We start from the raw sequence: 25,177 nt of genomic DNA, 5'->3' as shown, positions 1-25,177 counted from the left end.
GGCCAGGACGTCCTCGGCCTGCTCGCGGGCCCGGTCGGCGAACGCCGCCACCGCACCGGCCAGGTCGTCGCCGACCTCCGGCCGGGCGGGGGCCGGTGGTGCCAGCGCGGGCACCCGCCAGCGCAGCACCCGGGCCGGGTTGCCGCCGACGACGGCACCGGCCGGGACGTCCTTGGTCACCACCGCACCGGCGGCCACCACCGCCCGGCTGCCGACCGAGACGCCGTCGAGGACGGTGACGTTGGAGCCGATCCAGACGTCGTCGCCGATCCGGATCCCCCTGCTGGTCGAGGGCTGGCGGAACACCTCGCGGTCGGGATCGGTGTAGGTGTGGTTGAAGGCCAGGACGGAGGTGTGGGCGCCGATCCGCACCGCGTCGCCCAGCACCACGTCCCCGCGGACCACCGCGCGGGCGTTGATGGTGCAGTGCCGCCCGGTGCGCAGCGTCCCGGTGAGGTAGGCACCGGCGGCGATGTAGCTGTGGTCGCCCAGGTGCAGCTCCTCGTTCTGCACCGAGGCCAGCTCGGAGACGAAGCAGCGGGTGCCGAAGGAGTACCGGTCGCAGGCGCGGACGGCCTCGGCCTGCAGCTCGAGCTGGCGGCGTCGGGCGTCCTCGTCGGCCTCGGACCAGAACGTCCAGGCCGAGTAGTCCAGGCGGTCGCGGTCGAACGGCGTCGTCGGGCGGCTCATGCGCTGAGGGCCATCTCGTCGCGGTGCACCCGGCGCTGCAGCGGCCGGCCCTGCACCAGCCGCTCCAGCTCGTCCAGGGCGGCGTCGCTCATCCGCCGGGTCTCGTGGCCGAGCGAGCCGGCGACGTGCGGGGTGAGCATCACGTTCGGCAGGTCGTACAGGGGTGAGCCGGGTGGCAGCGGCTCGGGGTCGGTGACGTCGAGGATGGCGTGCAGCCGCCCGCTGACGCACTCGGCCTCCAGCGCGGCGGTGTCGACCAGCGAGCCGCGGGCGGTGTTGATGAGGGTCGCGGTGTCGGGCAGCGCCGCCAGCTCGGCGGCCCCGATCATGTGCCGGGTGGAGGGGAGCGCGGGGGCGTGCAGGCTGAGCACGTCGAGCCGGGGCAGCATCTCGGCCAGCGGGACCAGCTCGCCGCCCGCGGCGGCCACCTCGGCGGCGTCGGCGTAGGGGTCGGCCACCAGGCAGGTGACGTCGTGCAGCTGGTTGACCAGCCGGGTGACCAGGCGGCCGATCCGCGAGAAGCCGACCAGCCCGATGGTCAGCCCGGAGTTGCCGAGCCGGCCGCGGGGCTCCCGGGGGGCGTGCCCGCGGTGCCGGCGGGCGTCCGCGGCCAGGAACGGCGCCTTCTTGCCGGCCATGACGATCGCGGCGTAGGTGAACTCGGCCACCGGCACGGCGTTGAGGTCGGCGCTGGTGGAGACCATGACGCCGCGGTCCCACAGCGCGTCGCTGACGTGCGGGCGGAGCGACCCCGCGCAGTGCAGCACGGCCCGCAGCCGGGGCATCCGGGCCAGCACCCCGGCGTCCACCCGGGGGGCGCTCCAGCCGGTGAGCAGGACGTCCACCTCTGCCAGCCGCGAGGCCACCCGCGGGTCGTCGAAGGAGGTCACCCAGCCCGGGTCGACGACGTCGGCCAGCTCGGCCAGCCGCGCCCGGCGGGCGTCGTCGAACTGGAGCCGGTACGGCTCGGCGCCCATCACCACCAGCGCCCGGGGCCGGGCGGGCGGGAGCAGGTCGGTGGTGGTGTCCCGCAGCAGCGGGGCGGGGTCGGTGCGGGTCATCAGCGCGGTCCCTCCGGGTCCTCGTAGAGCCAGTCCAGGGTGTCGGTGCGGTCGTCGTCGGGGGAGGCGGTCCGGCCGGTGAAGCGCTGGTCGGCCTCCACCACCCCGGCCACCAGGTAGGCGCCCCGGCCGAGCTCGACGGTGGCGGTGCCGGCGGGGTGGCGGAAGGCGTGGACGTCCACCTTCGGCTGGTACTCCACCGCGATCGCCTCCCGCAGCACCGGCTCCAGACCGCCGCGCTCGTCGGCGTGGGTGTCGGTCTCCAGGTCGGGCACCTGCGCCCAGACCGGGTCGGGGTCGCGGAAGTAGCCGACCAGCACGTGCGCCGGACGGGGCAGGGTGAGCTCGACGGTGACCTGCTGGTGCGCGGCGACGCGTTTGGGCAGCCGGACCCCGCGCAGGCCGTGCAGCTCGGGGGCCAGCCGGCGGACGGGGGCGTCCACGTCGGTGAAGGCCGCCACACCGGGGGTGAGCTCGACGACCTCGGCGCCGCCGTCGGAGGCGAGGGTGAACTCGACCGGCCGGAAGGGGCCGACCTCCTCCCCGCCGGTGGTCAGCGCCGGCGGCAGCTCGCCGCGGTCGAGGTAGCCGAGGTTGGCGCGCAGGTGGGCCGCCTCGGCCTCGTAGCGGGGCAGGGACTGACGCCAGTGGCCGAAGGCGCTGCCGTCGGGGAAGGGCACCTTGCGCTGCGGGGTCTGCATGCTGTTGGCGTAGCGGTAGGTGCGGGTGGTCAGCTCGGTGAGCTCCCGGTAGTGCCCGACGCTGGCCTCGACCAGGTCGGCGGCGCGGTGCAGCCGCGCCAGCGACGGCTCCGGCTCGCCGCGGTAGAGCATGATCTCGATCGCGGCCTCGACCCGCAGCGCGTAGAACTCGGTGAGCAGGCGCAGCGCGGTCACGTCGTCGCGGAGCCGCTGGTAGCCGGCGACGTCGCGGGTGGCGTGGCCGAGCCCCCGCCGGACGGCCTCGCCGGCCCGGGCGGCGAAGTGGCGGACGGTATCGACCAGGTCGGTCGGCGTCTCGCCCAGGTGCGGCTGCCCGGCCAGCTCGCGTTCGACGTACCGGTCGAGGCGCTCCCCGTTCGGCGCGTGCGACTCCCACAGGTCTGGCCAGGGCCGGTGGCGGGCGGCGTTGGTGAGCTGGCTCATCGTCATGCCCAGGCTGAGGGTCTGCCGGTTGCCCTCGGTGATCCCGATCCGGCGCACCAGCCGTGGCGCCACCTGCCCGATCGCCTCGTAGGCGTCGAGCGCGGCCTCCCCGGCCTCCTCCGAGCCGAAGTGCCCGGCCAGCCGGGACGTCCAGTAGCGGCGCTCGGCGTCGGGGTCGCGGTCGGCCTTCCAGGCGTAGCGGTGCCAGGCCTCGTACCAGATCCAGTCCCGGTCGAGCTGGCGCAGCCGCGGCTCGGCCCGGTCGGGGGAGTAGGGCCACTCCCAGTAGAACAGCGGGTAGAGGTGCAGCCCGTTGGCGTCCAGCCGGTGCTTCATCGCCTGCACGCTGCGCTGGATGAAGGAGACCGCGCCGTAGCGGAAGGGTTCGAGGTTGGCGAGGATGTGCACGTTGACGATGTGGATGCTGTCCAGTGCGGACAGGTGGCGGTGCTGGGCCTGCCACGCCCCGCGCGGGTTCCAGGTGGTCAGCGACTCCCCGTTGTACTTGGCCTCGGTGAACAGCCGCGGGTAGCGCTGCCGGGCGGCCGCCACCACCGGCTCGGGGTCGATCGCGTGCCCGCGCAGGATCACCGGCGGCGGCTCGGTCAGCCCGGCGGCGGCGATCCCGTCCTCGACGCCGGGGAGGATCGTGTCGCAGAACCACTCGGTGCCGTACAGGTCGCCCTGCAGCACCTCGCCGAGGCAGACGTAGAGCCCCACGTTGGGGTACTGGGCCACGAACGCCCCGATCGCGGCCCGGGTGTAGGCGCTGGTCAGCGGCGTCGGGCGGGGCTGGCGCAGCGGGATGCCGTGGTGCTCGGCGAAGGGCAGCGGGATGTGGATGTTGTAGAACTTCAGCACCACCCAGATCCCGCGCCGGTCGGCCTCGGTGGTCAGCCAGTGCAGGGTGTCGCGGTTGGCGGCGAGCTCGTCGTCGGTGACCTCCTGGGCCTCGGGGAACTCGGGCAGCCGGACGAGGCTGGAGAAGGGGTGCCCGCTCCACAGGTAGACCACGTTGGCCCGCTGCTCGAAGAGCCGGTCCAGCAGCTCCGACCAGTGCGCGCGGTCGTAGAACCAGGGGAAGCGGGACGGGGTGATCGGGTACTCATACACCTGCCGCGGCGGCTCGACGGTGGTCTTCTGCAGCCCGATGGCCGGTCCGCGCAGCACCATGTCGGGTGTCTCGCCGCGGTCGAGGTCGAGCGGGAGCCCGTCCCCGGCGTCCAGCACCCGGGCCAGCTCCTGGCAGCCGTAGAGCACGCCGGTCTCGTTGCCGCCGGTGACCACCAGGACGCGGCCGGGCAGCACCGAGAGGTAGTAGCCGTCCTCACCGGGTGCCCCGGTGTTGTACAGCAGCACCTCGTCCTCCTCCAGCCGGCGCACCGGCTCCGAACGTCCGCGGACGCCGACCACGACCTCCAGGTCGGCCGCCGCCGGGGACGGGACGACCGCCAGGCCGGCCCGCTCGAGGGCGGCGGTGAGCAGCTGGACGCCGTGCTCGAGCCGGGGGGAGAGCGGGGTGTCGGTGCTGAGGGAGCAGGTGCGCATGGAGGAGGCGACGACTTTCTGGGAGGAGGTGGTCACTTCAGCCCGGTGGTGGCGATGCCACGCAGCAGGTACTTCTGGCCGGCGATGACGAAGCCGACGATGGGCGCCAGCGACACCACCGACATCGCGAACATCTCCCCGAAGGAGCTCTTGCCCTCCCCGTCCATGAACTGCCGCAGCGCCAGCGGGAGGGTGTGGAGCTCGGCGCTGGTGAGGTAGCGCAGCGGGGAGAAGAACTCGTTCCAGGTGTTGCGCCGCCCAGCCCGGTGGCCAGCAGCGTCCGCCGCTCCATCGTCCCGGTCATCTCCGCTGCTCCTGCGCCCCTTGCGATCTGGTCACCGGTAGTCCACGCTGATCGAGCGACCAACAGCAATCATCCGAACAGACTCGAACACGAAGTGGTGCCAAGGTGCTCCGGGGAGGTCAGCGATGCTCGCAGCGCAGCGGCAGGAGCGGCTGCTGCAGCTGGTGCGCGCCCAGGGGTCGGTGGTGGTCAGCGAGGTCGCGAGGCTGCTGGAGGTCTCCGAGCTGACGGTCCGCCGTGACGTCAACACGCTGGCCGAGCGTGGGCTGGTCACGCGGGTGCACGGTGGCGCCACGCTGCCCGACCCGCAGTCGCCGTTCGCACCGCACCCCGGCCGGCCGGCCCGTCGCAGCGGCGCCGACAGCCGGTTCACCGTCGGGATGGTGGTGCCGTCGCTGAACTACTACTGGCCCTCGATCCTCGCCGGGGCCAGGGCCGCGGCGGCGGAGTCCTCGGTGCGGCTGCTGCTGCGCAGCTCCTCCTACGACCTGCGCGACGACCGCAACCAGATCGGCATGCTGCTCGACACCCCCGGTCTGGACGGGCTGGTGCTGGCACCGGACGTGGACGACCCCGGCGCCGAGGAGCTGCTCGGCTGGCTGGACCGGCTGCCGCTGCCGGTGGTGCTGGCCGAGCGCCGGGCCCCGGCCTCGATGCTGCTCGGGTCCCTGGAGTGGGTGGGCTCGGACCACGTCCTGGGGGCCCGGCTCGGGGTGGAGCACCTGCACGCGGAGGGCCACCGGCGGATCGGTCTCCTGGTGGCCGGCGGCAGCCCCACCTCACCGCACCTGCGACGGGGCTGGGAGGAGCAGCTGCGCCGGCACGGGCTGGACCCCGACGAGCAGCTCACCGGCGTCAGCGACGGGTTCGTCGACCCCGGGCGCGCGCACCGGATGGACGCGGTGCTCGACGAGGCGCGGCGCCGGGGCACCACCGCGCTGCTCGTCCACCCCGACCCGGCGGCGGTGTCGCTGGTGCAGCACTGCACCGACGCCGGGACGCGGGTGCCCGACGACCTCGCCGTGGTCGCCTACGACGACGAGGTGGCCTCGCTCGGCGAACCCGCGGTGACAGCGGTGCGTCCGCCCAAGCAGCACGTCGGACGGCTCGCGGTCGAGCTGATGACCGCCCGCCTCACCGAGGGGGGACGCCGTCCGCCGCACCGGATCAGCATCGGCCCCGAGCTGGTGGTCCGAGGGTCCAGCGTGCTGCCCGGGGACGGGGCCAGCGAGGCGGCGGCGGAGCCCGCGACGCAGACCAGACGAGGCGGCACCGAGCCGTCGGGACACAGGAGGTAGCACCGTGGACCGGAGTCGGCTGACCACGCGCCTGGCCGGCGTGGTGGCCATCCCCGTCACCCCGTTCGGCGCCGACGGCGCGGTGGCCGAGCAGACGTTCGTCGACCTGCTCGACCGGCTGGTGACGGCCGGGGTCGAGGCGGTCACCCCGAACGGCAACACCAGCGAGTTCTACTCCCTGACCGGTGCGGAGGCCCGGCGCTGCGCCGAGCTGGCCGTCCGGGCGGTCGACGGACGGGCCAGCGTGCTGGTCGGCGTCGGGCACGACGTCGCCACCGCGGTCGCCGCCGCCGAGCACGCCCGGGAGGTGGGGGCCGAGCTGGTGATGGTGCACCAGCCGGTGCACCCCTTCGTCTCCGCCGGCGGCTGGGTCGACTACCACCGGGCGGTCGCCGACGCCGTCCCCGGGCTCGGCGTGGTCCCCTACGTCCGCGACCCGGCGGTGACCGCGGCCCAGCTCACCGCGCTGTGCGACTCCTGCCCGAACGTCGTCGGCATCAAGTACGCCGTCGCCGACCCGGTGCGCTTCGCCGCGGTGGCGCGGGACGTCGGTCTCGACCGGCTGGTCTGGATCGCCGGGCTGGCCGAGCCCTACGCCCCCAGCGCCTGGGTCTGCGGTGCGACCGGGTTCACCTCCGGGCTGGTCAACGTCGCCCCGGACACCTCCCTGGCGCTGCTGGCCGCGCTGCGGGCGGGGGACGTGCCGGCGGCGATGGCGGTCTGGGAGCGGGTCCGCCCGTTCGAGGAGCTGCGAGCGGCCGACCGCTCGGCCGACAACGTCAGCGTGGTGAAGGAGGCGCTGGCCCAGCTGGGCCTGTGCCGGCCCGGGGTGCGGCCACCGCTGCGGCAGCTGGGCGAGGCCGGGCGGGCCGCGGTGCGCGAGGTCCTGCTCGGCTGGGGGCTGACGCCGGTCGGCCCGGAGGGGACGGAGGACGGGCGATGACACGGATCGCCGGGGTGCGGCTCACGGCGGTCAACACGCCGCGGCGCAGCGGGTTGGAGTGCGGGCACGTCGTGGTCGAGCTCGACACCGACGTGGACGGTCTGGTCGGCGTGGGGGAGATGTCGGACTTCCAGCACCTGCCGCGCTTCCACGTCGACGTCGCCGAGCTGGAGCGGACGCTGGCGGGGCTGCTGGTGGGGCTCGACCCGCGGCGGCTGAACGAGGTGCAGCGCCGGCTGGAGGAGAGCTTCCCGCAGGCGGGCACCCTCTACGACAAGGGCAGCGTCATCAAGTGCGGTGTCGACATCGCCGTCTGGGACCTGCTCGGCAAGCTGCAGGGCTGCGCCGTGGCCGACCTGCTCGGCGGCCGGGTCCGCGACAGCCTGCCGGTCGCCTACCCGGTCTTCCGCCAGCAGCGCGAGCGCGACGTCGAGGCGAACCTCGAGGTCGTCGCGGAGCGGCTGGCCGCCGGGTTCTCCCGTTTCCGGGTCTACGTGGGTCGCCGGCTCGACCTCGACGAGGCCTTCCTGCGGCGCGCCCGCGACCGGTTCGGCGACCGGATCTCGATCAAGTCCCTCGACTTCTCCAACCTGCTCGAGGCCCGCGACGCGTGCGCCTTCGTGGCACGGACGCACGACGTGGGTTATGAGCTGGTCGAGGCGCCGGCGCGCAGCGGCGACGCGGCCGGGCTGGCCCACGCCCGGGAGCGGCTGCCGGTGCCGGTCAGCGAGCACGTCTACAGCGCGTCCTGGGCGCTCGAGCTGGTGGCGGCGCGGGCGGTGGACGTCCTCAACGTCGGGCTGTTCGCGATCGGCGGCATCACCCCGGCCCGACGCCTGCTCGCCATCGCCGAGGCGGCGGACCTGCGCTGCCTGGTCGGCACCACCCAGGAGCTGTCGATCGGCACCGCGGCCGCGGCCCACCTCGGCGTCTCCGCCCCGGCGGTCACCGTGCCGAGCGACCCGGTCGGCCCGCTGCTCTACACCGCCGACGTCGTCGCGACCCCGGTCCGCTACCGCGACGGCGACCTGCTGCTCCCCGAGGGCCCCGGGCTGGGCGTGCAGCTCGACCACGAGCGGCTGGCCGAGGTCGCCGGACCGCTGCGCTGGCCGGTCGACGACATCACCGGGGTGGTCGACCGGGTCGGCGTCCCCGGCTGAGGGTCAGCGCAGCCCGGCGACCAGCTCGCCGAACCGCCGGACGCCGGGCTCGAGGCTGGTCAGCACCGGGACGTCCACCTGCACGGCCTCGGCGGCACTGGCCATCGAGGCCTGCGCCAGCACGACCACGTCGGCCTCCCGGGCCGCCTCGGTGATCGCGGCGGCGACCAGCCGGTCGTGGGTGTCGCGGTCGCCGCCGGCCACCGCCGCGAAGGCGCCCTCGACCACCCGGCTGGTGATCCGCGGGTCGGTGCCGGCCCGTTCGGCCCGCTCGCGCAGCAGCGCGCAGGTGGGCTCGGAGGTGGTGGCCAGGGTGGCCAGCACCGCCACCCGGCCGCCGCGGGCCACCGCCTCGTCGGCCATCGCCTCGTCGATCCGCAGCACCGGGACGCCGACCTGCGCGGCGGTCGGCGCGGCCAGCGCCGAGATCGAGGAGCAGGTCAGCAGGATCGCCTCGGCGCCGCCGTCGACCGCGGCCCGGGCCAGCGCGAGCACCCGGCCGGGGACCGAGTCCCGGGCATCGGGGTCGGACAGGTCGGCCACGATCCGGTCGTCGAGGTAGTTGACCGCGGTCACGTCCGGCAGCTCGCGCTGCACGAGCTCGCGCACCGGCGCGATCACCACCGCTCCGGTGTGCAGCATCGCCACCCGGGTCGTCGTCATGGGTTCATCCCTTCACCGCTCCGCCGGCCAGGCCGGCCATGATCTTCTTGTTGAGGAACACGAACAGGATCATCAGCGCCACGATGTTGATGCTGATCGCGGCGAACAGGGGGCCGTACTCGGTCTGCCCGTACTCGTCGCTGAAGCTCAGCAGCCCGACCTGGATGGTCGCCAGGTCGCGGTCGGTGGTGAAGGTCAGCGCGATCAGCAGGTCGTTCCAGACGCTGAAGAACTCGACCAGCGACAGGGTGAGGATGGCGTTCTTCATCAGCGGCACGGCGATCACGAAGAAGGAGCGCAGCGGGCCGGCGCCGTCCACCGTGGCGGCCTCGAAGATCTCCCGCGGGATCGAGCGGAGGTAGGCCGCCATCAGGAAGACCACCAGCGGCAGCCCCATCACGGTGTAGGTGATGATCAGCGGCCACAGGGTGTTGGTGAGGCCGATCCTGAAGTAGGCGATGAACAGCGGGACCAGGATCATCTGGCCCGGCACCATGATCCCGGCCAGGAACAGCAGCAGGGTGGTGTTGCGGCCCTTCCAGACCATGATCTCCAGCGCGTAGGCCGCGCCGAGGCCGAGGGTGATCATGAGGAACAGCGAGGGCACCGTGACGAGGATGCTGTTGCGGTAGTTGACCGCCAGGTTGCCCCGGGTCAGCGCGGTGACGTAGTTGTCGAGGTAGAGCCGGTCGGGCAGCGCCCAGGTGGGGTCGGCGAGGAACTCCGCCTGGGTCTTGAACGAGCCCAGCACCATCCACAGCTGGGGGTAGAGCACCACCACCAGCAGCAGGCCGACGCTCAGCCACACCGGGATCCGGCGCAGCAGCCGTCGCTGCCGGCGCCGGCGCGCCGGGCGCACCTCCCGGGAGGGATCGACCGGCCGCTCGAGCTGGGTGGGCAGCACCTGGGCCATCTCAGTCCTCCACCTTGCGTCGCGAGGAGCGGAAGATCGCCAGCGTGAAGACCAGGCACAGCAGCGTCAGCACGAACGCGATCGTGCTGCCGTAGCCGTACTCGGCGTACTCGAAGGCGGTCCGGTACATGTACAGCGTCAGCGGGGAGGTCTCGGTGCCCGGACCGCCGTTGTTGAGCGCCAGCAGGCCGTCGAAGACCTTCAGCGTGGAGTTGAAGCTGAAGATGATCGAGGACAGCAGGATCGGCAGCGACAGCGGCAGCACGACGTGGCGCACCAGACGCAGCCCGTTGGCGCCGTCCAGGCGGGCCGACTCGATGGTCTCCTCGGGGATGTCGAGCAGCCCGGCGTAGAGCAGCACGGCGTAGAAGCCCATCGACTGCCACAGGTTCATCACCAGCGCCGTGGCGAGGGTGAGGTCGCCGGAGGCCAGGAACTCCACGCTGTCCAGGCCGAGCAGGTTGAGCAGGTCGTTCACCGGCCCCTGGTTCGGCCCGACGGCGACCAGGTTGCGGAACAGCAGTGCGGTCGCCACCCCGGGCAGCACCATCGGGAAGAAGACCACCGTCCGCAGGAACGCCGAGCCCCGCCGCAGCACGAACACGTAGAGCAGGGCGAGCGCGTAGCCGAGGGCCACCTGGCTGGTGGTGGCGAGCAGGGCGTAGCGCAGGGTGACGAGCACCGACTGCAGCGCGGCGTCGTCGCCGGCGAACTCGACGAAGTTGGCGAACCCGACGAACTCGAACCCGCGGAGGCTGTTGCCCTCGAAGAAGGACAGCCCCAGCGACCAGGCCACCGGGACGACCTTGACCAGCGTGTAGAGCAGCAGGGCCGGACCGAGCAGGATGATGATCGTCCGCCGGTCACCGAGCACGGAGTTCATGGACGCTCCTCAGCGGGCGTTGGAGTCGATGCTCTCCTGCAGGTCGGCCATGTAGTCCTCTGGTGACATCTGCCCCGACACCAGCAGCGACACGTTGGTGCTCGCCAGCGAGTTGGACTCGGCGTCGAAGAGGGCCTCGAACCAGAGCACGGTCTGGTCGATCTGCTCGATCTGCTCCTGCACCATCGCGGTGGGGGCGGGCACGTCGGCCACCTCCTCGTTGACCCGGAAGCCCGACAGCGAGCCCGACGAGAGGGCCTGGCTGCCCCAGTTCCCGGCGATGCAGGCCAGCCAGTCGCCGACCTCCGGGCTGTAGCGGTCGGGCAGCATCGCGTACGCGGTGCCCGCGTTGGCGGCCCAGTGGTCGCGGCTGCCGGCGCCGCCCTCGACCGCCGGGAAGGGCATCAGGCCGACGTTCTCCGGCCCGATCTGGTTGGTCGCCGGGTCGTTGATGTCGTTGAGCATCCAGCTGCCGTTGTAGGTCATCGCGGCCTCGCCGGTGAGGAAGAGGTTGGCCGACTGGTCGCCGCCGCGGGAGACCACGCCCTCGCCGAAGTACTCCTTCTCGGCCATCTCGGCCAGCGCCCGGGCGCCGGCCACGTAGGCCGGGTCGGTGAGCCGGGCCCGGCCGTCGCGGATGTCGGTCAGGGCCTGCGGGCCCACCTCGCGGACGATGTGCATGCCGATCCAGCGGGTCAGCGGCCAGCCGTCGGACCCGCCGGCGGTGAAGGGGATGACGCCGGCGGCCTGCAACGTGTCCGCCGCGGCCATCAGCTCGCCGAAGGTCTGCGGCTCGGCGATGCCGTGCTCGGCGAAGAGCTGCTTGTTGTACCAGATGCCCTCGAGGTTGTACTGGTACGGCAGCGAGACCATGTGCCCGTACACGTTGGTGATGGTCGAGGACGCCGCCGGCAGCACGTCGTCCCAGGCGCCCACCTCGGTGAGGGCCTCCTGGTAGTCCAGCACCAGACCGGCGGTGCCGAGGTCCCCGTCGGGGCGCACCTGGGAGGTGCCGGCGATGTAGTGCACCGGCAGCGCGCCCTGCCCGGCCAGCAGGGTGATCTGCTGCACGACGTCGGCCTGGGCGACGGTCTGGTGCTCCAGCGGCAGCGCCTCGTGCTGGGCGGCGCAGGGGCCGGCGGCCAGGGCGTCCAGGTCGGTGCGCATCGAGGCGTGCTCGTTCGCGCTCAGCACGGTGAACGAGGTCGGCGCGTCGTCGCCGTCGCCGCTACCGGGCTGACCGCCGCACGCGGTGAGCGAGAGGGCGGTGAGCAGGGCGGTCGCGGTGACCCCGACGGCGCGACTGCTCGGAACTGTTGGCATGGACGTCCTCCTTGACGTGGCTGCGCTCCGGCTCGAACGCTAGGCGGGTTCTCGCCTGCGTGTCAACAGTCAGTGGTGAGAATTTATGCACCGGGCGGTGGCGGCGAGCAGGAGACGCAGGGCTCAGAGCGAGCGGACGCGCTCGAAGAGATCGACCGGGCCGACCTGGCCGCCCTTGAGCAGCAGCTCCAGCCCGTCCAGGGCGGGGTCGTCCGCACCGACCCGGCAGAGCACGACGTTGCCCACCGGGTTCGCCACGATCTCCAGCGCCGTGGCGCCGAGCAGACCGGTCACCCGGCTCGAGGTGTCGCCGCCGCAGACCACCACCCGGCGGGTCAGCTGCGCGTCCACCGCCGCGCGGACCAGACCGGCCAGCCCGGGGGCGACCGCGTCCACCGCCACGGGGACGTCCGCGCCCGCTGCGCCGGAGTCGACGACGACGCTGCGACCGGCACGCAGGGCATCCAGCACCGGCGCGCGGAGGCCGTCCGCGGCCGCGGGGTCGCCCGGGGCGAGGGAGAGGTGGAGCCAGCCGGCGTCCTCGGCGTGCCGGACCTGGCGGGCGGTCAGCGGCGAGCAGCTGCCGGAGACGACGAGCACCGGGCCGTCGCCGGGACGGGGGCGTGCCTCGGGAGTGCCGGGTCGGGAGAAGGGGCCGAGTGCGTGGGCCAGTCCGCTGGTCAGCCCGCCCGAGCCGATCGCGAACACCGGCCGCGACCCGTCCAGCGCCACGACCGCGGCTGCGGCGGCGCGCAGGTGCTCCTCGGTCAGCGCGTCCAGCACCAGCCCGGCGGGAGAGGAGCTGCTCAGCGCCGTGAGCAGGCCGCCCGGGTCGGCGTAGCCGCGGAACGGCCACGACCCGATCGGCAGCGGCGTCTGGTGGCCGAGGTGGACGGCCAGGTCGGACTCGCGCATCGGGGTGGTCGGGTGGTGCGCCATCGTCGGCTGGCGGTCGAGCCGGTGCACCACCCCGCCCTCGGCGGCGAAGTGGTGGCCGAAGCAGGTGTAGCGGCCGAAGTCGGGCTGGGCGAACAGCATCGGCACGCAGCCCTGCCCGAACACCTCCCGGCCGATCTCGAGCACCCGTCCCAGGCTGCCCACCGTCGGGGAGGAGTCGGCGGTGGAGCAGGCCTTGTACTGCACCACCCGCGGTCCCAGCGCCGCCAGCCCGGTGAGCACCGGACGCACCTGGCGCTCGAGCTCGTCGGGGAGCAGGGAGCGGGCGGTGCCGGCCACCCCGATCGCGTCGTAGCCGGCCGCCTCCGCGGCCAGCGTGGCCGGGGCGGGGCTGCGCAGCAGGAGCCGGGCCCGGGCCCCGGCGCGGGTGAGCTGGAGCAGGGCGTCCACGGCGCCGGTGAAGTCGTCGGCGTAGAAGCCGAGCACGGGCGGGTCAGGCACGGACCGGTCCGAAGGTCTCGATCGCGCGCCGCAGCGCCGGGGAGCAGCCGGGGCCTCCCAGCGGTTCCCCGCGCTCGGCGGCGGCCCACGCCTCGCGCATGCTGGCGACCCCGGCGGCGGATCCGTCGGGGTGGCCGTGGATGCCGCCACCGGCCAGCACCAGCACGTCGGTGGTGCCGATCGCGCGGTAGGTGGCCGGGGCCAGCCCGGCCCACTGCCCCGAGGACAGCACCGGGACGGTCGAGAAGCCGCCGAACAGCGGCTCCCGGACGGCGCGGATGGAGTCGAGCACCTGCTCGTCGCTCTCGTAGAACTTGTTGCTGATGCCGTTGGTGTGCAGGTGGTCCACCCCCGACAGCCGGGCCAGCTGCTGCCAGGCCCGGAACGCGATGCCCACCTGGGCCGAGCGGCTGAGCGCGCCGAAACCGGCCCGGTGGCCGTGGATCGGCACCTCGGCGTGACGGCGCAGGAACTCCACCCCCGCCAGCCCGACCAGGTTGACGCAGGCCATCACGCAGGTGCCGCCGGCCGAGACCACCAGGTCGTGGTTGGCCTCCAGCCGGCCGATGTCGTCGGTGATGTTGAAGGCGTACATCGGCATCACGCCCGTGCGGTCGGCGTGCTCGTGCAGCACCGGCAGCACCGCCCGCACCCGGGCCTCCAGCGGGGCGTGCGGCCCGTTGCCCTGCAGCTCGTCGTCCTTGATGAAGTCGACCCCAGCCGCCACCAGCTCCCCGACCAGCTCGGCCAGCTCGTCGGGGGACAGCCCGATGCTCGGTTTGACGATGGTGCCGATCATCGCGCCCTGCGGCCGGCCCAGCAGCCGCCGGGTGCCCGCGACGCCGAAGGCCGGCCCCGGGTAGCGCTCGGCGAAGGCGTCCGGCAGGTCGAGGTCGAGCAGCTTGACCGCGCCCAGCTCCTTGATCTCGAACAGGTTCCCGGCCACCGCCGCGAGCAGGTTCGGCACCGACGGGCCGAAGTTGGCCAGCGGGAACTCCACCACCACGCGACCGCGCCGCCGCTCGGCGGGGTCGCCGACGGTCCCGGGCAGCGGCGGGTCGTCGGTGCGGGGCAGCTCCTCGACCGCGTGCACCCGGGCGGCGAACCGGGCCCGCAGGTCGGCGGTCTCCCGGGCCACCCGGACGAAGGTGCCCGTGGACTGCTCCCCGGCCAGCACCTCGGCCACCCGCTCCAGCGGCATCGAGCTCTCCACCAGGTAGGTGGCGCGCACCATCTCGAGGCCCCTCCGCGCGGGAGCCGCGTCCAGGGTCGTCACCAGACCACCGGGAGCCAGACCGACATCTCCGAGGGTCCCCGGTTGCCCCAGGTGAAGTAGGGCACCAGCCGCAGCTGGACGCGGCCCAGCGCGTCCTGCTCGACGTCGGTGTACAGCGCGTCGTCGCCGGGCAGCGGTAGCAGCACCCCCTCCCCGTGCAGGGTGACCACCGGGTGCCCGGCGACCTCCTCGGCGACGGGGGTGAGGCGGACGTCGCGACGCAGCGCCACCTGCTCCAGCCGGACGCCCGGGGGCAGGTCGGTGCTCTCCAGGCAGTACACGAGCGGGCCGCGGGTCACCGCCACCTGGTTCTGGATCTCCTCGGCCAGCCGGTGGCTGCGCTGGACCCGGACCGGCATCGGCAGCCCGACCCGGATCCGGGTGCCGGGCCGCCAGTCGCGCTCGAGCACCACCTCCCGGCCGGCCCGGACGTCCTCGACCGCGACCCCGTCCACGCTCACCGTGGCGCCGGTGCACCACGCAGGGATCCGCAGCCGCACCGGCAGCCCGGCGCCGTGCACGGCCTCGACGTCCAGCTCGGCGCCCTCCTCCCACGGGAACCGGCTGCGCAGCCGCAGCTCCAGCCCGTCCCCGTCGGGCAGCACCGCGCGGATGTCGGCGTCGCCGTAGAGGTGCACCGCGACGCCGGCGGGTGAGACCGAGGCGACGTAGCCGTGCAGCTGGGCCAGCGTGCGGGCGATGTTGGGCGGGCAGCAGAAGACGCTGAGGTAGCGCTGGCGCAGCCGCTCGTCCGAGGGCGGCGGGGCGGGCACCGGGTGCAGCGCGGTGTCACCGGGGCGGCGCAGCGGGAAGGGCAGCCCGCGCACCTGGCGCAGCGGGTTGGTGTAGAGGTAGCTCTCGGCGTCCAGCCCGATGCTGGCCAGCAGGCTGTTGCAGACCACCTGCTCGACCACGTCGGCGTAGCGCGGCTCACCGGTGAGCTCCAGCATCCGCCGGCTCCACAGCATCATCCCGATGTTGGCGCAGGACTCGTTGTGCGCGGTGGTGCTGGGCAGCTGGTAGGGGCGGCCGTAGGCCTGGTGCACCCGGCTGATCTCGCCCTGCTCGGGGAAGGCGTCGGGGGAGGCGCCGTCGTAGAGCGCGCCGCAGCCGCCGGTCAGGTAGAGCTTGGTGTCGACGACGTCGCGCCAGAGCCGCTCCAGCACCCGCCGCAGCTGCTCGTCGCCGGTCTCGATGACCAGGTCGGCCAGGCCGGCGTAGAGGTAGTTGGCCCGCACGGCGTGCCCGGCCACCACCTGCTGCTCGCGGATCGGCACCCGGTCCTGGTTGTCGTCGCCGCCGGAGAAGTCGTCGCGCACCCGCACGAAGGACTCGGCCAGCCGCAGCCAGCGGTCCTCTCCGGTGGCGCGGTACAGCTCGACCACGGCCATGTAGTGCGACGGGCAGATGGCGCTGCGGGCCAGCCCGTCGGGGTCGTCGGCGGCCAGGTGCTCCAGGAACCCGGCGGCCCGGCGGGCCACCCGCAGCAGGGTGCGGCGCCCGGTCACCCGGTGGTGGACGACACCGGCGGTGATCAGGTGGCCCAGGTTGTAGGTCTCGAAGTGGAACCGGTCGGCCAGCGCCTCCACGGCCTGGGCGTTGCGGGCGGCGATCAGCGTCGGGGTGTGCAGGTAGCCGTCCTCGCGCTGGATCTCCGCGACCACCTCGACCACCTCCTCGACGACCCGCTCCAGGTCGGCGTCCGGGCCGGTGGCGAGCAGGCTGACGGCCGCCTCCAGCCACTTGTAGAGGTCGCCGTCCAGGAACGGCGGGCCCTCGTGGACGCCCTCCTCCCGGCCGGCCGCGACGAGGAAGTTCCGCCAGCCGGGGCTGACCGCCGGGTCGCTGAGGGAGCCCCAGATGCTGGGCACGGTGGTCTCCCGGCAGCGCCGGGCCACCTCGCCCCAGAAGCCGCCGGCCCAGCTCACCGCCCCGTCGCCGAGCGGGGCGAGGGTGGCGTGGGGCCGCGGGGCGGAGGCGGTCGTCGCGGCGCTGGTGGTCGTCATGGTGTCTCCTCGGGGCACGGCGCCGTGCCGTCGTCGAGCGATGGTGAGTACCGTAGCACCGTCGAATGGTTATGCAAGAGCGGCTGGTGGGTCGACGCGGACACGCGGGGTCGGTTCAGACGGCGGTGTCGGGCTGGCTCTGCAGGGCGGCGAGCACGGCGGCCAGCGCCTCGTCGGCAGTGGCGTCAGGGATACCGCTGCCCGGGGTGAAGTAGCTCTCCAGCAGCCGGGCGGGCGAGACCGCGGCCGGGTGGCCGAGGGTGCCGGAGGAGCCGGCCAGCTGGTGGGCGAGCCGGCGCGCCCGCTCCACCTGCTCCGGCTCCAGCCCGCCGTCCTGCACCCGGTCGAGGGCGTGGCGCAGCTGCTCGGCGCGGGAGAGGTTGGAGTGCCGGGCCGCCGCGGCGATCCGCGCCAGCTCGGCGGCGAAGGCGTCCTGGCCGCTCACGGGCGCCATCCCAGCAGGGCCTCGACGTCGCTCATCAGCCGGATCGGGTCGAACGGCTTGAGGATCATCCCGCGCACGATCGGCGGGCTCTGCTGCAGCACGCTGTCGGACTTCGCGGTGAGGTAGATGATCGGGATGTCGGAGGTGCGCTCGTCATCGGACAGCAGCCGCTGGGTCGCCGGGCCGTCGGTGCCCGGCATCATCACGTCGAGCAGGATGACGTCGGGACGCTCCGCGGCGGCGGTCCGGGCGCACTCCTCACCGGAGCCGGCGGTGAGCACCGTGCAGCCGCCGACCAGCTCCAGCGCCGCCTGGGCGACCTCGCGGATGGACGCGTCGTCGTCGACCACCAGCACCCGCGGCTCGGACGGCCGGGACGCGTCGGGTCCGGGACGGGTCTCCACCTGCGCTCCCTCCGTCGGGGCACCGGCGGGCCGCCGGCCGTCTCAGGGTAGTGCGCACGGGCCCGCCGCGCCTCGTCGTCCCGGCGTCCGGCCCGCTCCGACGGCAGGTCCGCGCGGAGTCCCGGTGGTAGCGTCTGGCCATGTCCGCGATGGCACCCTGGAGCTGGCGGCTCCGGACCGGTGTCATCCTCGGCACCGCCGCCGTGCTGGTGCTGGTGATGGCGGGGGTGCTGCTGAGCGACCTGCCGCCGAACGTCCGCTCCGTGGGCTCCCAGGTCGCGCTCGTCGTCGGCGGGCTGCTGGCCGGGTTCACCGGGGCGATGCGGGCGACCTGGACCCGTAACCGCCGCCGTCGCCGCGCCTGGGTGCTGCTCTCGGCCGCCGGGCCGACCGCCGCCGTCGGCAACCTCGCCGCGCTGGTCGCTGGCCCCGTCCCGGCGGCCCCGGTCACCCTGCTGGTCAACGTGCTGCTGGTGGTCGCCATGGTCTTCGGCGTGGTGGGCATGTCCACCTTCCCCTCCGCCCGCCACACCAGCGTGCAGCTGGCCCGGATGATCCTCGACGGGGTGGTGGTGGGAGGTGCCCTCCTCTTCACCGTCAGCGTCGTGGTGCGCTCGCGGACCGGCGGCGCGGAGTACATCGAGGTCGACCCCGCCCTGCTGCTGCTGCCGCTGCTGGACACCGTGGTGGCCACGGTGGCCGTGCTGCTCATCCTGCGCAGCAGCCCGGCCGACCGCCCCCGGCTGGCGCTGCTGGGACTGGGTTTCGGGCTGTACGCCGTCTCCGACCTGCACTTCGTCACCGACCTCGCCGAGGGTGGCCACCAGTTCGGCACGGTCGGTGACCTGGGCTGGATCACCGGCTACCTGGTGCTGGCCGCCACCGCCCTGGTGCCCGAACGCGAGGCCGAGCGCGATCCCAAGGCGGTCCGCGTCAGCAGCCCGCTGGCCGGCACCATCCTCATGTTCAGCCTGTTCATCGTCGGCGCCGTGCTGGCCAACATCGCCGGCGCGCAGGGCAGGCTCGACCTCGCCGCCCGGGTGATCTGGATGCTCACCCTGGTCGCGGTGGTGGCCCGCCAGATCCTGCTGGTCGTCGACAACGACCGGCTGCACGAGCGGCTGGCCCGCCGGGTCGACGAGCGCACCACCGCGCTGCGCCAAGCCACCCAGCGCACCAGCCTGATGCTCAGCTCGGTCGACGACGGCATCTACGGCGTCGACCGCGACGGCGTCGTCGTCTCGGTGAACCCGGCCGCCACCCGGTTGCTGGGCTACCCGGCCGAGCAGCTGGTCGGCAGCCGCGCCCACGACACCTTCCACGCCTGGCAGGACGACGGCTCACCCTTCCCGGTCGAGCAGTGCTACATCACCGAGGCGATCCGCGACGGCCTGGTCACCACCGCCGAGCAGGACGTCTACATCCGCTCCGACGGGCAGCGGATCCCGGTGGAGGTGACCGCCAGCCCGCTGCGCGACTCGGGCACCATCGACGGCGCGGTGGTGGTCTTCCGCGACATGACCGAGCGGCAGGCCATCGACCGGATGAAGGACGAGTTCGTCTCGGTGGTCAGCCACGAGCTGCGCACCCCGCTCACCTCGATCCGCGGCACGCTGGGCCTGCTGGCCTCCGGAGCCCTCGGGGCGCTGCACCCGCGCGCCCAGCGGATGGCGGGGACCGCGCTGGACAGCAGCGAGCGGCTGACCCGGCTGATCAACGACATCCTCGACCTGGAGCGGCTCGGCTCGGGCACCGTGCCGATGGAGCTGTCCGACGTCGAGGTCGCCGGCCTGCTGCGTGACGCCGCCGACCAGGTCGGCGTGCTGGCCGCCGAGGCCGGGCTGACCATCCGGATCGGGGACGCCTCGAGCGTGGTGCGGGGCGACCGCGACCGGCTCATGCAGACCCTGCTCAACCTGCTGAGCAACGCCATCAAGTACTCCCCGCCCGGGGAGGCGATCGACGTGGACGCGGTCGAGGTGGGCTCCCTCGTCGAGTTCCGGGTGACCGACCGCGGCCGCGGCATCCCGGCCGACCGGCTCGAGCAGGTCTTCGACCGCTTCCAGCAGGTCGACTCCTCCGATGCCCGCGACAAGGGCGGGACCGGCCTGGGGCTGGCCATCTCCAAGACCATCATCGAGCGCCTGGGCGGGCGGATCTGGGCCGAGAGCGACCCGGGACGACGCACCAGCTTCCACTTCACCGTCCCGCTGGCCGAGGTCACCGAGCCGGCCGCCGGCCAGGAGCCGGTCGTGCTGCTGACCACCGACGAGTACCTCGTCCAGATCGTCGCCGACGCGCTCGGGCCGAGGGGCCACCGGGTGCATCCGGCGCCCGACCGGGAGGCCGCGCTGGAGCTGCTGCGCACCGAGCGCCCGGCCGCCCTGCTGGTCGACGCCGAGGTCGGCACCCGCACCGCCGTGGAGCTGCTCGACCAGCTGCGTCGCCGGGGCGGTGTCGAGGCCGTCCCGGTGCTCGTGCTGGCCGAGCGCTCCGCCGCCGACCCCGTGCTGGTGCGGCGGGCCGACGCCTGGCTGCCCCGGGGGTTCGACGAGGCCCTCCTCGCGCGGACGCTCTCCTCGGTGGTGCGGCGCCACACCGACCGCCGCACGGTGCTGGTGGTCGAGGGCGAGGCCGCACTGACGCCGCTCGTCGTCGCCGCGCTGGCCGGGCTCGGCCTGCCGGTGCGCCGGGTGGAGAGCCCGGCCCGCGCCATGGAGGAGCTCGACCGGACCACGCCGGCCGCGGTCGCGGTCGACATCGGCGGCACGGACCCGCTCGGCCGGGTGGCCGCCCGGCTGCGTCGGGAGTCCCGGCTGTCCGCGGTGCCGCTGGTCCTCTTCCGGCCTGACGACCCCGACGCCGACCCGCAGCGGTGCGCCGAGCTGGTCCGCGCGCGGGTGCTGGAGCGGTGGTCGGAGTCCGCTCCCGCGGAGCCGGTCGGGGGGACCCGGGCTGCGGTAGCGTCCGCGGTGACCGTCCCGGCGCCTGGAGAGAACGGCTGAATGACTGCATCGCACCCCGCCTCCGCTCTCGAACGTCCCCGCCTGCAGGCCCTCGAGATCCGCGTCAGCCGCGGCACCGGGAGCGGCCGCACGCGGCTGTCGGCCTTCGACGCCGCGTTGCGCGACGCGGGGGTGGCCAACTTCAACCTGGTCCGGCTGAGCTCGGTGGTGCCCCCGGGCAGCCACGTGCGTGAGGTGGGACGCGAGCACCAGCTGCAGGGCGGGCACGGCGACGTCCTCTTCTGCGTCTACGCCGACGCCTACGCCAGCATCCCCGGCACCTCGGCCTGGGCCGGGGTGGCGTGGTCGGAGCACCACGACGGTTCCCGCTCCGGGCTGTTCGTCGAGCACGGCTCGCACGACGAGCACGTCCTGCGCCACCACCTCGAGTCGAGCCTGGCCGACCTGTCGGAGGGCCGCGGGGGTGACTTCCGGCCCGCGGGGCAGGTGGTCGCCTCGCGCCGGTGCGTGGACGAGGACCGTCCGGTCTGCGCGGTGGTGGTCGCCAGCTACGCCACGCGCAGCTGGGACTGGGCCCATGTCTGAGGGCCGGCGCTGGACGGTCGGGGTCGAGCTCGTGGTGCCCGAGCACGAGGTCGAGGTGTTCTGGCGCCTCTACGAGCAGGCCTTCGCACCGCTGCGTCCGCTGGCGGCGGCCCGGCAGGTGCTCACCCGCGAGGAGTTCGGCCACGAGCTGGTCGACCACCGGGTGGAGAAGCACGTGGCCCGGGACGGCTCCGGCCGTCCGATCGGGATGACCACGCTGACCCGCGACCTGTCCACCGTGCCGTGGATCAGCCCGGAGTTCTTCGCCGCCCGGTTCCCCGAGCACGCGGCGCGGGACGCGATCTTCTACCTCGGGTTCAGCCTGGTCCATCCCGACTACCAGGGCAGCGCGGTGTTCGGCGACCTGCTGAGCAGCTGCCTGGTGGAGTTCACCCGGGCGCACGGGGTGTGCGGCTACGACGTGTGCGGATACAACGACGACGTGCTGCGGATGGACACCATGATCAGACGCACCATGGCCGCCCGCTCCTCGGTGACCCACGAGAAGCTGGACCGCCAGACCTACTACTGCGTCGTCTCGCCGTGAGCGGTGAGGAGAGGAGGCCTCGATGACGAGCGCCGAGGACGTGCGCCGACGCACGGCCGTGATCGTCGAGGACGACGCGGACATCAGCGAGCTGCTGCGGGCGATCCTGCAGCAGGCCGGTTTCGACTGCCACCTCGCCGCCACCGGCGGGGAGGGGGTGCGGCTGGTGCGCGAGCAGGCACCGGTGCTGACCACCCTCGACGTCAGCCTGCCCGACTACGACGGGCTGGAGGTGGTGCGCCAGATCCGTTCGTTCAGCGACACCTACGTGATCATCCTGTCGGGCAAGGACGAGGAGACCGACATCCTGATGGGTCTGGGGGCGGGGGCCGACGACTACGTCAGCAAGCCGTTCCGGCCGCGGGAGGTGCGGGCCCGGGTGGAGGCGATGCTGCGGCGGCGCGACCTGTGGCTCGCCCAGCTGGGTGCCCCGTCCTCGCCGGCCGCGGTGCCGTCGCCGGCGCCGGCGCCGGCTCCGACCGTGGCACCGGTCACCACCGACGCGGGGGCCGGCGCGGACGAGGTGGAGGGTTCGGCCTGGCTGGGTCGCAACGGGATGCGGGTGCACCCGGAGATGCGGCTCTGCGAGGTGGACGGGCGTCCGGTGGAGCTGACCCGCAGCGAGTTCGACCTGCTGCTGGCGATCGTCCGCCGGGACCGCCGGGTCGCCTCCAAGGAGGTGCTGGTGCAGGAGCTGCGGCACGAGGTCGAGGGCTCCTGGGTGAGCGAGTCCGACCGGCGCTCGGTCGAGGTGCACCTGGCCAACCTGCGGCGCAAGCTCGGTGACTCCGCCGGTCAGCCCCGGTTCATCGAGACCGTGCGCGGGGTGGGCTACCGGCTGGCTGCGCGCCGGGCCTGAGCCCGCGTCACGGGTCCCACTCGCCCAGGGCGCGGGCGGCGTCCCCGACGTCGCGGGTCAGCCGGGGCAGGTCGGCGCGGACGACCGTCCAGCGCAGCTCGCGGACCTGCTCCAGCAACCAGCCGCAGCGGTGCGCGACCTGCTGGGCACCCACCATCGCGCTCGCGTTCTGCAGGCTGAGCAGGGCGACCACGGCGTTCTCGGGCTCCTCGGCCCGGACGGCGTCCTGCAGCCGGCTCTGCCGGGGCCCGATCAGCCCGAGGTAGCCGCCCACGAAGTCGCGGGCCACCTGCGGGTCGCCGTCGAACAGCTCCACCAGGTCGTCGAGGGCGGACACGTCGAGGACGACGACCGGTACGAGGTTGTGCACGGGGTCGTCACCGCCCTCCGTCATCCGTACTCCTCTGGTCCACCCCGACCGGCCGGACGGGGTGTGGCACCACGCCGGACGTGATGACGACGACGCCGACCTCCACACGTTCCCCCGACCGTGTGGCTGTCGGCGTCGTCGAGGACGACTGTGCTGCGCCGATGTCAGGGGGGCCTCGGGCTTGCGCCTCGACGGCCTCAAGAGATCCTCAGTTCTGCCTCTGGAAGCCGGCGCGGACCGGACGCCACGCCGCCGACCCCTTGTCGGGGGGTCCGTGCAGGCGGTAGAGCGGTGCCAGCAGCCCGGGTCAACGGAGACCCGGCTCAGTCCTCGGGGGGATCACATGCCAGCTCTCGTACCTGACCCTGCGACGGTCCGCCGTCACGTCCGGCCCGGTGCCCTGCGCGCCGGGGCCGTCGGCCTCGCCGTCGCCGCACTCACCCTGACCTCGGCCCCGGTCCCGGCCAGCGCCGACCGCGGACCCCGCCACAGCGACCCGGTCACCGTGGTGGCCGAGGGCCTGGACGGGCCGCGCCAGATCTCGCCCTGGGGCGGGCGGCTCCTGGTCGCGGAGTCCGACAGCGGCGAGATCAGCCTGGTCAACCCCGCCAACGGGAGGAGCCGGGTGGTGGTCGACGGGCTGGCCACCCCGCAGGGGGTGGTCGAGCACCGCGGCCGCGTCTACGTCGCGACCGGCGAGGCCGGCCCCGAGGCCGAGGACGCCGAGGGGTCCTCGGCGGTGCTGGTCGCCCGCCCGGGCCGGGAGCCGCGGGTGTTCGCCGACCTGCTCGAGCACGAGCTGGAGGAGAACCCCGACGGGCAGACCCAGTTCGACCCCGAGGGCGCTCCGCTCGACGCGCTGTCCAACCCGTACTTCCTGCTGGAGGACCGGCGTCGGCACGGCTTCCTGCTGGTGGCCGACGCCGGCGCGAACGCGGTGCTCGCCGTGGACGGTCGCGGCCGCGTGAGCACGTTCTTCGTGCCGCCGACCGTGACCACCGGGCCGTGCGCGGAGCTGCCGAACAACAACGCCAGCGGCGTCGGCTGCGACTCGGTGCCCACCGGGCTCGCCTACGGCCCCGACGGTCTGCTGCACGTGTCGGCGCTGACCGCCGAGGCGCCCGGGGAGGGACGGGTCTGGGTGGTCGACTCCCGCGGCCGGGTGGTCCGCAGCCACACCGGGTTCACCGCGCCGACCGGGGTGGCGGTCGACCGTGACGGCACCGTCTACGTCTCCGAGCTGCTCGAGGGCGCGCCCGCCGGACCGCCTCCGCCGGAGGCCGACCCGGCCGACATCGGCCGGATCGTCGCACTGGCCCCCGACGGCACCCGCTCGGTGGCCGAGGTGACCATGCCCAGCGGTCTGCTGCACCACCGGGGGAAGCTCTGGTCGGCCGCCTGGGCGATCGCCGCGTTCCTCGGCAGGCCGGGCGCCGGCCAGGTGGTGGAGGTGTCCGACGACGCCTTCACCCCGCTCGCGGACTGACCGGCGCCGGTAGGGTCGCGGGAGGGCCGGTCCGCCCGGCCCTCCCCGCCCGACCGAGGAGGACACCCGTGCCGAAGGACGTCCGTCGCGTCTGCTTCCAGCTGCAGGTCAAGCCGGACCGGATCGAGGAGTACCGGCGCCGCCACGACCCGATCTGGGCCGAGATGGCCGAGGCGCTGGACGCCGCCGGGTGGCACAACTACTCGCTGTTCCTGCGCGCGGACGGGCTGCTGATCGGCTACTTCGAGACCGACTCGCTGGAGCGTGCCCAGGCCGCCATGGCCGCCACCGAGGTGAACGCGCGCTGGCAGGCCGAGATGGCGGAGTTCTTCGTCGACCTCGAGGGGGCGCCCGACACCGGGTTCCTCGAGCTGACCGAGGTGTTCAACCTCGAGGAGCAGCTGGCCCGCCACCGCGGCTGACCGTCCGCAGCCTCCGCTGCTCGCACCTCCCCGTTGATGTATACCCCATAGGGGTATACGGTGTCGGTATCCGACGGAGAGGATGACGACCCATGACCACCCAGACCTACCTGGTGAGCGGGATGAGCTGCGGGCACTGCGAGACGGCGGTCCGCACCGAGCTGGGCGCGGTGCCCGGTGTGCAGCAGGTGGAGGTGAGCGCGGCCACCGGTCGGCTGACCGTGACCACCGACGGCTCGGTGGACGACGCGGCGGTGATCGCCGCCGTCGACGAGGCCGGCTACCAGGCGCAGCGGGGCTGACGTGCGCGCGCCGGTGCGGCTCGGGGCCTACGGGGCGCTGCTCGCCGTCGTGCTCGCCGCCTCGCTCAGCCTGGGCAGCTCGCTCGCGCCGGTGCTCGGCCCGCAGCAGCCAGCCGCGTCCGAGCCCGCTGGGCAGAGCGAGCCGGCCGGGCACGGCGAGCCGGCCGGGCAGGGCGAACC

The 25,177-nt window shown here is 73.9% G+C and carries 24 protein-coding genes; 10 read left to right on the top strand and 14 right to left on the bottom strand.

Translation table 11 applies throughout. The features are described from left to right. The 4 genes from DVA66_RS21875 to DVA66_RS21870 form a co-directional block, all read right to left on the bottom strand. Positions 1–690: acyltransferase (locus DVA66_RS21875; RefSeq protein WP_269801586.1), on the bottom strand; the 690-nt coding region annotated here is incomplete at its 3' end. Continuing rightward, positions 687–1,751, bottom strand: a complete 1,065-nt coding sequence (locus DVA66_RS03265; RefSeq protein ID WP_232821725.1) for a hydroxyacid dehydrogenase — start codon at positions 1,749–1,751, stop codon at positions 687–689. The genes DVA66_RS21875 and DVA66_RS03265, both read right to left, overlap by 4 nt. Beyond that, on the bottom strand, positions 1,751–4,480 hold the full coding sequence (locus DVA66_RS03260; protein ID WP_232821724.1) for a beta-N-acetylhexosaminidase family protein: 2,730 nt from the start codon (positions 4,478–4,480) through the stop codon (positions 1,751–1,753). The genes DVA66_RS03265 and DVA66_RS03260 overlap by 1 nt, the downstream gene beginning before the upstream one ends. Continuing rightward, entirely contained in the window at positions 4,477–4,611 is a 135-nt protein-coding gene (locus DVA66_RS21870) for a hypothetical protein (protein WP_269801585.1), read from the bottom strand. Before DVA66_RS21870 ends, DVA66_RS03260 begins: the two co-directional genes overlap by 4 nt. Before the next feature lie 262 nt (positions 4,612–4,873). Here DVA66_RS21870 and DVA66_RS03250 point away from each other — a divergent pair, with 262 nt between their 5' ends. The 3 genes from DVA66_RS03250 to DVA66_RS03240 are packed head-to-tail and all read left to right on the top strand — an operon-like array spanning position 4,874 to position 8,149. Next, the gene (locus tag DVA66_RS03250) at positions 4,874–6,046 is read left to right on the top strand and encodes a substrate-binding domain-containing protein (protein ID WP_114558757.1); all 1,173 of its coding nucleotides are present in this window, start codon (positions 4,874–4,876) and stop codon (positions 6,044–6,046) included. A 4-nt stretch (positions 6,047–6,050) separates the two neighbouring features. Further along, positions 6,051–6,989, top strand: a complete 939-nt coding sequence (locus tag DVA66_RS03245) for a dihydrodipicolinate synthase family protein (protein WP_114558756.1) — start codon at positions 6,051–6,053, stop codon at positions 6,987–6,989. Then, positions 6,986–8,149: a mandelate racemase/muconate lactonizing enzyme family protein gene (locus DVA66_RS03240; protein ID WP_114558755.1), complete on the top strand. Its 1,164-nt coding sequence runs from the start codon at positions 6,986–6,988 to the stop codon at positions 8,147–8,149. Before DVA66_RS03245 ends, DVA66_RS03240 begins: the two co-directional genes overlap by 4 nt. A 3-nt stretch (positions 8,150–8,152) precedes the next feature. Here DVA66_RS03240 and DVA66_RS03235 read toward each other — a convergent pair whose 3' ends face one another. The 9 genes from DVA66_RS03235 to DVA66_RS03195 form a co-directional block, all read right to left on the bottom strand. Beyond that, positions 8,153–8,812, bottom strand: a complete 660-nt coding sequence (locus tag DVA66_RS03235) for an aspartate/glutamate racemase family protein (protein ID WP_114558754.1) — start codon at positions 8,810–8,812, stop codon at positions 8,153–8,155. Positions 8,813–8,816: 4 nt separating this feature from the next. Then, a complete protein-coding gene (locus DVA66_RS03230) occupies positions 8,817–9,725 on the bottom strand; it encodes a carbohydrate ABC transporter permease (protein WP_114558753.1) in 909 nt (302 codons plus the stop codon). 1 nt (position 9,726) lies between these two features. Next, positions 9,727–10,608 (bottom strand): carbohydrate ABC transporter permease, encoded by an 882-nt coding sequence (locus DVA66_RS03225; RefSeq protein ID WP_114558752.1) that lies wholly within the window; start codon positions 10,606–10,608, stop codon positions 9,727–9,729. Positions 10,609–10,617: 9 nt separating this feature from the next. Continuing rightward, complete coding sequence (locus tag DVA66_RS03220; RefSeq protein ID WP_114558751.1) at positions 10,618–11,931, bottom strand: ABC transporter substrate-binding protein; 1,314 nt, start codon at positions 11,929–11,931, stop codon at positions 10,618–10,620. Between the two features lie 123 nt (positions 11,932–12,054). Then, entirely contained in the window at positions 12,055–13,329 is a 1,275-nt protein-coding gene (locus DVA66_RS03215) for a four-carbon acid sugar kinase family protein (RefSeq protein ID WP_114558750.1), read from the bottom strand. Continuing rightward, positions 13,322–14,563, bottom strand: a complete 1,242-nt coding sequence (locus DVA66_RS03210) for a ribulose-bisphosphate carboxylase large subunit family protein (RefSeq protein WP_114558749.1) — start codon at positions 14,561–14,563, stop codon at positions 13,322–13,324. The genes DVA66_RS03215 and DVA66_RS03210 overlap by 8 nt, the downstream gene beginning before the upstream one ends. 38 nt (positions 14,564–14,601) lie before the next feature. Then, positions 14,602–16,611 carry a glycoside hydrolase family 127 protein gene (locus DVA66_RS03205; protein ID WP_114558748.1) on the bottom strand — a complete coding sequence of 670 codons (2,010 nt, stop codon included), beginning with the start codon at positions 16,609–16,611 and terminating at the stop codon, positions 14,602–14,604. A 115-nt stretch (positions 16,612–16,726) separates the two neighbouring features. After that, entirely contained in the window at positions 16,727–17,056 is a 330-nt protein-coding gene (locus DVA66_RS03200; protein ID WP_157973806.1) for an Hpt domain-containing protein, read from the bottom strand. Further along, a complete protein-coding gene (locus tag DVA66_RS03195; RefSeq protein ID WP_232821723.1) occupies positions 17,053–17,460 on the bottom strand; it encodes a response regulator in 408 nt (135 codons plus the stop codon). The genes DVA66_RS03200 and DVA66_RS03195 overlap by 4 nt, the downstream gene beginning before the upstream one ends. Positions 17,461–17,600: 140 nt before the next feature. Here DVA66_RS03195 and DVA66_RS03190 point away from each other — a divergent pair, with 140 nt between their 5' ends. Genes DVA66_RS03190 through DVA66_RS03175 form a run of 4 tightly spaced genes read left to right on the top strand, consistent with a single transcriptional unit; the run spans position 17,601 to position 22,417 of the window. Then, positions 17,601–20,465 (top strand): ATP-binding protein, encoded by a 2,865-nt coding sequence (locus DVA66_RS03190; protein WP_114558746.1) that lies wholly within the window; start codon positions 17,601–17,603, stop codon positions 20,463–20,465. Next, positions 20,466–21,011 carry a pyruvoyl-dependent arginine decarboxylase gene (locus tag DVA66_RS03185; protein ID WP_114127368.1) on the top strand — a complete coding sequence of 182 codons (546 nt, stop codon included), beginning with the start codon at positions 20,466–20,468 and terminating at the stop codon, positions 21,009–21,011. After that, positions 21,004–21,558: a hypothetical protein gene (locus DVA66_RS03180; RefSeq protein WP_114127367.1), complete on the top strand. Its 555-nt coding sequence runs from the start codon at positions 21,004–21,006 to the stop codon at positions 21,556–21,558. Before DVA66_RS03185 ends, DVA66_RS03180 begins: the two co-directional genes overlap by 8 nt. Before the next feature lie 22 nt (positions 21,559–21,580). Then, the gene (locus DVA66_RS03175; protein WP_114558745.1) at positions 21,581–22,417 is read left to right on the top strand and encodes a response regulator transcription factor; all 837 of its coding nucleotides are present in this window, start codon (positions 21,581–21,583) and stop codon (positions 22,415–22,417) included. A 7-nt stretch (positions 22,418–22,424) separates the two neighbouring features. Here DVA66_RS03175 and DVA66_RS03170 read toward each other — a convergent pair whose 3' ends face one another. Continuing rightward, a complete protein-coding gene (locus DVA66_RS03170; protein WP_114127365.1) occupies positions 22,425–22,811 on the bottom strand; it encodes a hypothetical protein in 387 nt (128 codons plus the stop codon). A gap of 319 nt (positions 22,812–23,130) precedes the next feature. On the opposite strand from DVA66_RS03170, the gene DVA66_RS03165 reads away from it, so the two are divergent. The 3 genes from DVA66_RS03165 to DVA66_RS03155 all read left to right on the top strand — a co-directional run bounded on the left by DVA66_RS03165 (position 23,131) and on the right by DVA66_RS03155 (position 24,997). After that, entirely contained in the window at positions 23,131–24,273 is a 1,143-nt protein-coding gene (locus DVA66_RS03165) for a ScyD/ScyE family protein (protein ID WP_114558744.1), read from the top strand. Between the two features lie 68 nt (positions 24,274–24,341). Continuing rightward, positions 24,342–24,695, top strand: a complete 354-nt coding sequence (locus tag DVA66_RS03160; RefSeq protein WP_114127363.1) for an L-rhamnose mutarotase — start codon at positions 24,342–24,344, stop codon at positions 24,693–24,695. A gap of 92 nt (positions 24,696–24,787) precedes the next feature. After that, a complete protein-coding gene (locus DVA66_RS03155) occupies positions 24,788–24,997 on the top strand; it encodes a heavy-metal-associated domain-containing protein (protein ID WP_114558743.1) in 210 nt (69 codons plus the stop codon). Positions 24,998–25,177 lie beyond the last annotated feature (180 nt).

It is taken from the genome of Desertihabitans aurantiacus (assembly GCF_003344635.1).
In the GTDB taxonomy this organism is placed as follows: domain Bacteria; phylum Actinomycetota; class Actinomycetes; order Propionibacteriales; family Propionibacteriaceae; genus Desertihabitans; species Desertihabitans aurantiacus.
The sequence above is the reverse complement of the archived record's forward strand: the minus strand, read 5'-3'. Positions and strand labels throughout refer to the sequence as shown.

What these genes read in the sequence shown, in the direction of transcription:
- DVA66_RS03265 (WP_232821725.1), bottom strand. Translation starts at nt 1,751, where the DNA reads ATGACCCGCACCGACCCCGCCCCGCTGCTGCGGGACACCACCACCGAC.
- DVA66_RS21870 (WP_269801585.1), bottom strand. Translation starts at nt 4,611, where the DNA reads ATGGACGGGGAGGGCAAGAGCTCCTTCGGGGAGATGTTCGCGATGTCG.
- DVA66_RS03250 (WP_114558757.1), top strand. Translation starts at nt 4,874, where the DNA reads ATGCTCGCAGCGCAGCGGCAGGAGCGGCTGCTGCAGCTGGTGCGCGCC.
- DVA66_RS03240 (WP_114558755.1), top strand. Translation starts at nt 6,986, where the DNA reads ATGACACGGATCGCCGGGGTGCGGCTCACGGCGGTCAACACGCCGCGG.
- DVA66_RS03235 (WP_114558754.1), bottom strand. Translation starts at nt 8,812, where the DNA reads ATGACGACGACCCGGGTGGCGATGCTGCACACCGGAGCGGTGGTGATC.
- DVA66_RS03230 (WP_114558753.1), bottom strand. Translation starts at nt 9,725, where the DNA reads ATGGCCCAGGTGCTGCCCACCCAGCTCGAGCGGCCGGTCGATCCCTCC.
- DVA66_RS03225 (WP_114558752.1), bottom strand. Translation starts at nt 10,608, where the DNA reads ATGAACTCCGTGCTCGGTGACCGGCGGACGATCATCATCCTGCTCGGT.
- DVA66_RS03220 (WP_114558751.1), bottom strand. Translation starts at nt 11,931, where the DNA reads ATGCCAACAGTTCCGAGCAGTCGCGCCGTCGGGGTCACCGCGACCGCC.
- DVA66_RS03210 (WP_114558749.1), bottom strand. Translation starts at nt 14,563, where the DNA reads ATGGTGCGCGCCACCTACCTGGTGGAGAGCTCGATGCCGCTGGAGCGG.
- DVA66_RS03205 (WP_114558748.1), bottom strand. Translation starts at nt 16,611, where the DNA reads ATGACGACCACCAGCGCCGCGACGACCGCCTCCGCCCCGCGGCCCCAC.
- DVA66_RS03190 (WP_114558746.1), top strand. Translation starts at nt 17,601, where the DNA reads ATGTCCGCGATGGCACCCTGGAGCTGGCGGCTCCGGACCGGTGTCATC.
- DVA66_RS03185 (WP_114127368.1), top strand. Translation starts at nt 20,466, where the DNA reads ATGACTGCATCGCACCCCGCCTCCGCTCTCGAACGTCCCCGCCTGCAG.
- DVA66_RS03180 (WP_114127367.1), top strand. Translation starts at nt 21,004, where the DNA reads ATGTCTGAGGGCCGGCGCTGGACGGTCGGGGTCGAGCTCGTGGTGCCC.
- DVA66_RS03175 (WP_114558745.1), top strand. Translation starts at nt 21,581, where the DNA reads ATGACGAGCGCCGAGGACGTGCGCCGACGCACGGCCGTGATCGTCGAG.
- DVA66_RS03170 (WP_114127365.1), bottom strand. Translation starts at nt 22,811, where the DNA reads ATGACGGAGGGCGGTGACGACCCCGTGCACAACCTCGTACCGGTCGTC.
- DVA66_RS03165 (WP_114558744.1), top strand. Translation starts at nt 23,131, where the DNA reads ATGCCAGCTCTCGTACCTGACCCTGCGACGGTCCGCCGTCACGTCCGG.
- DVA66_RS03155 (WP_114558743.1), top strand. Translation starts at nt 24,788, where the DNA reads ATGACCACCCAGACCTACCTGGTGAGCGGGATGAGCTGCGGGCACTGC.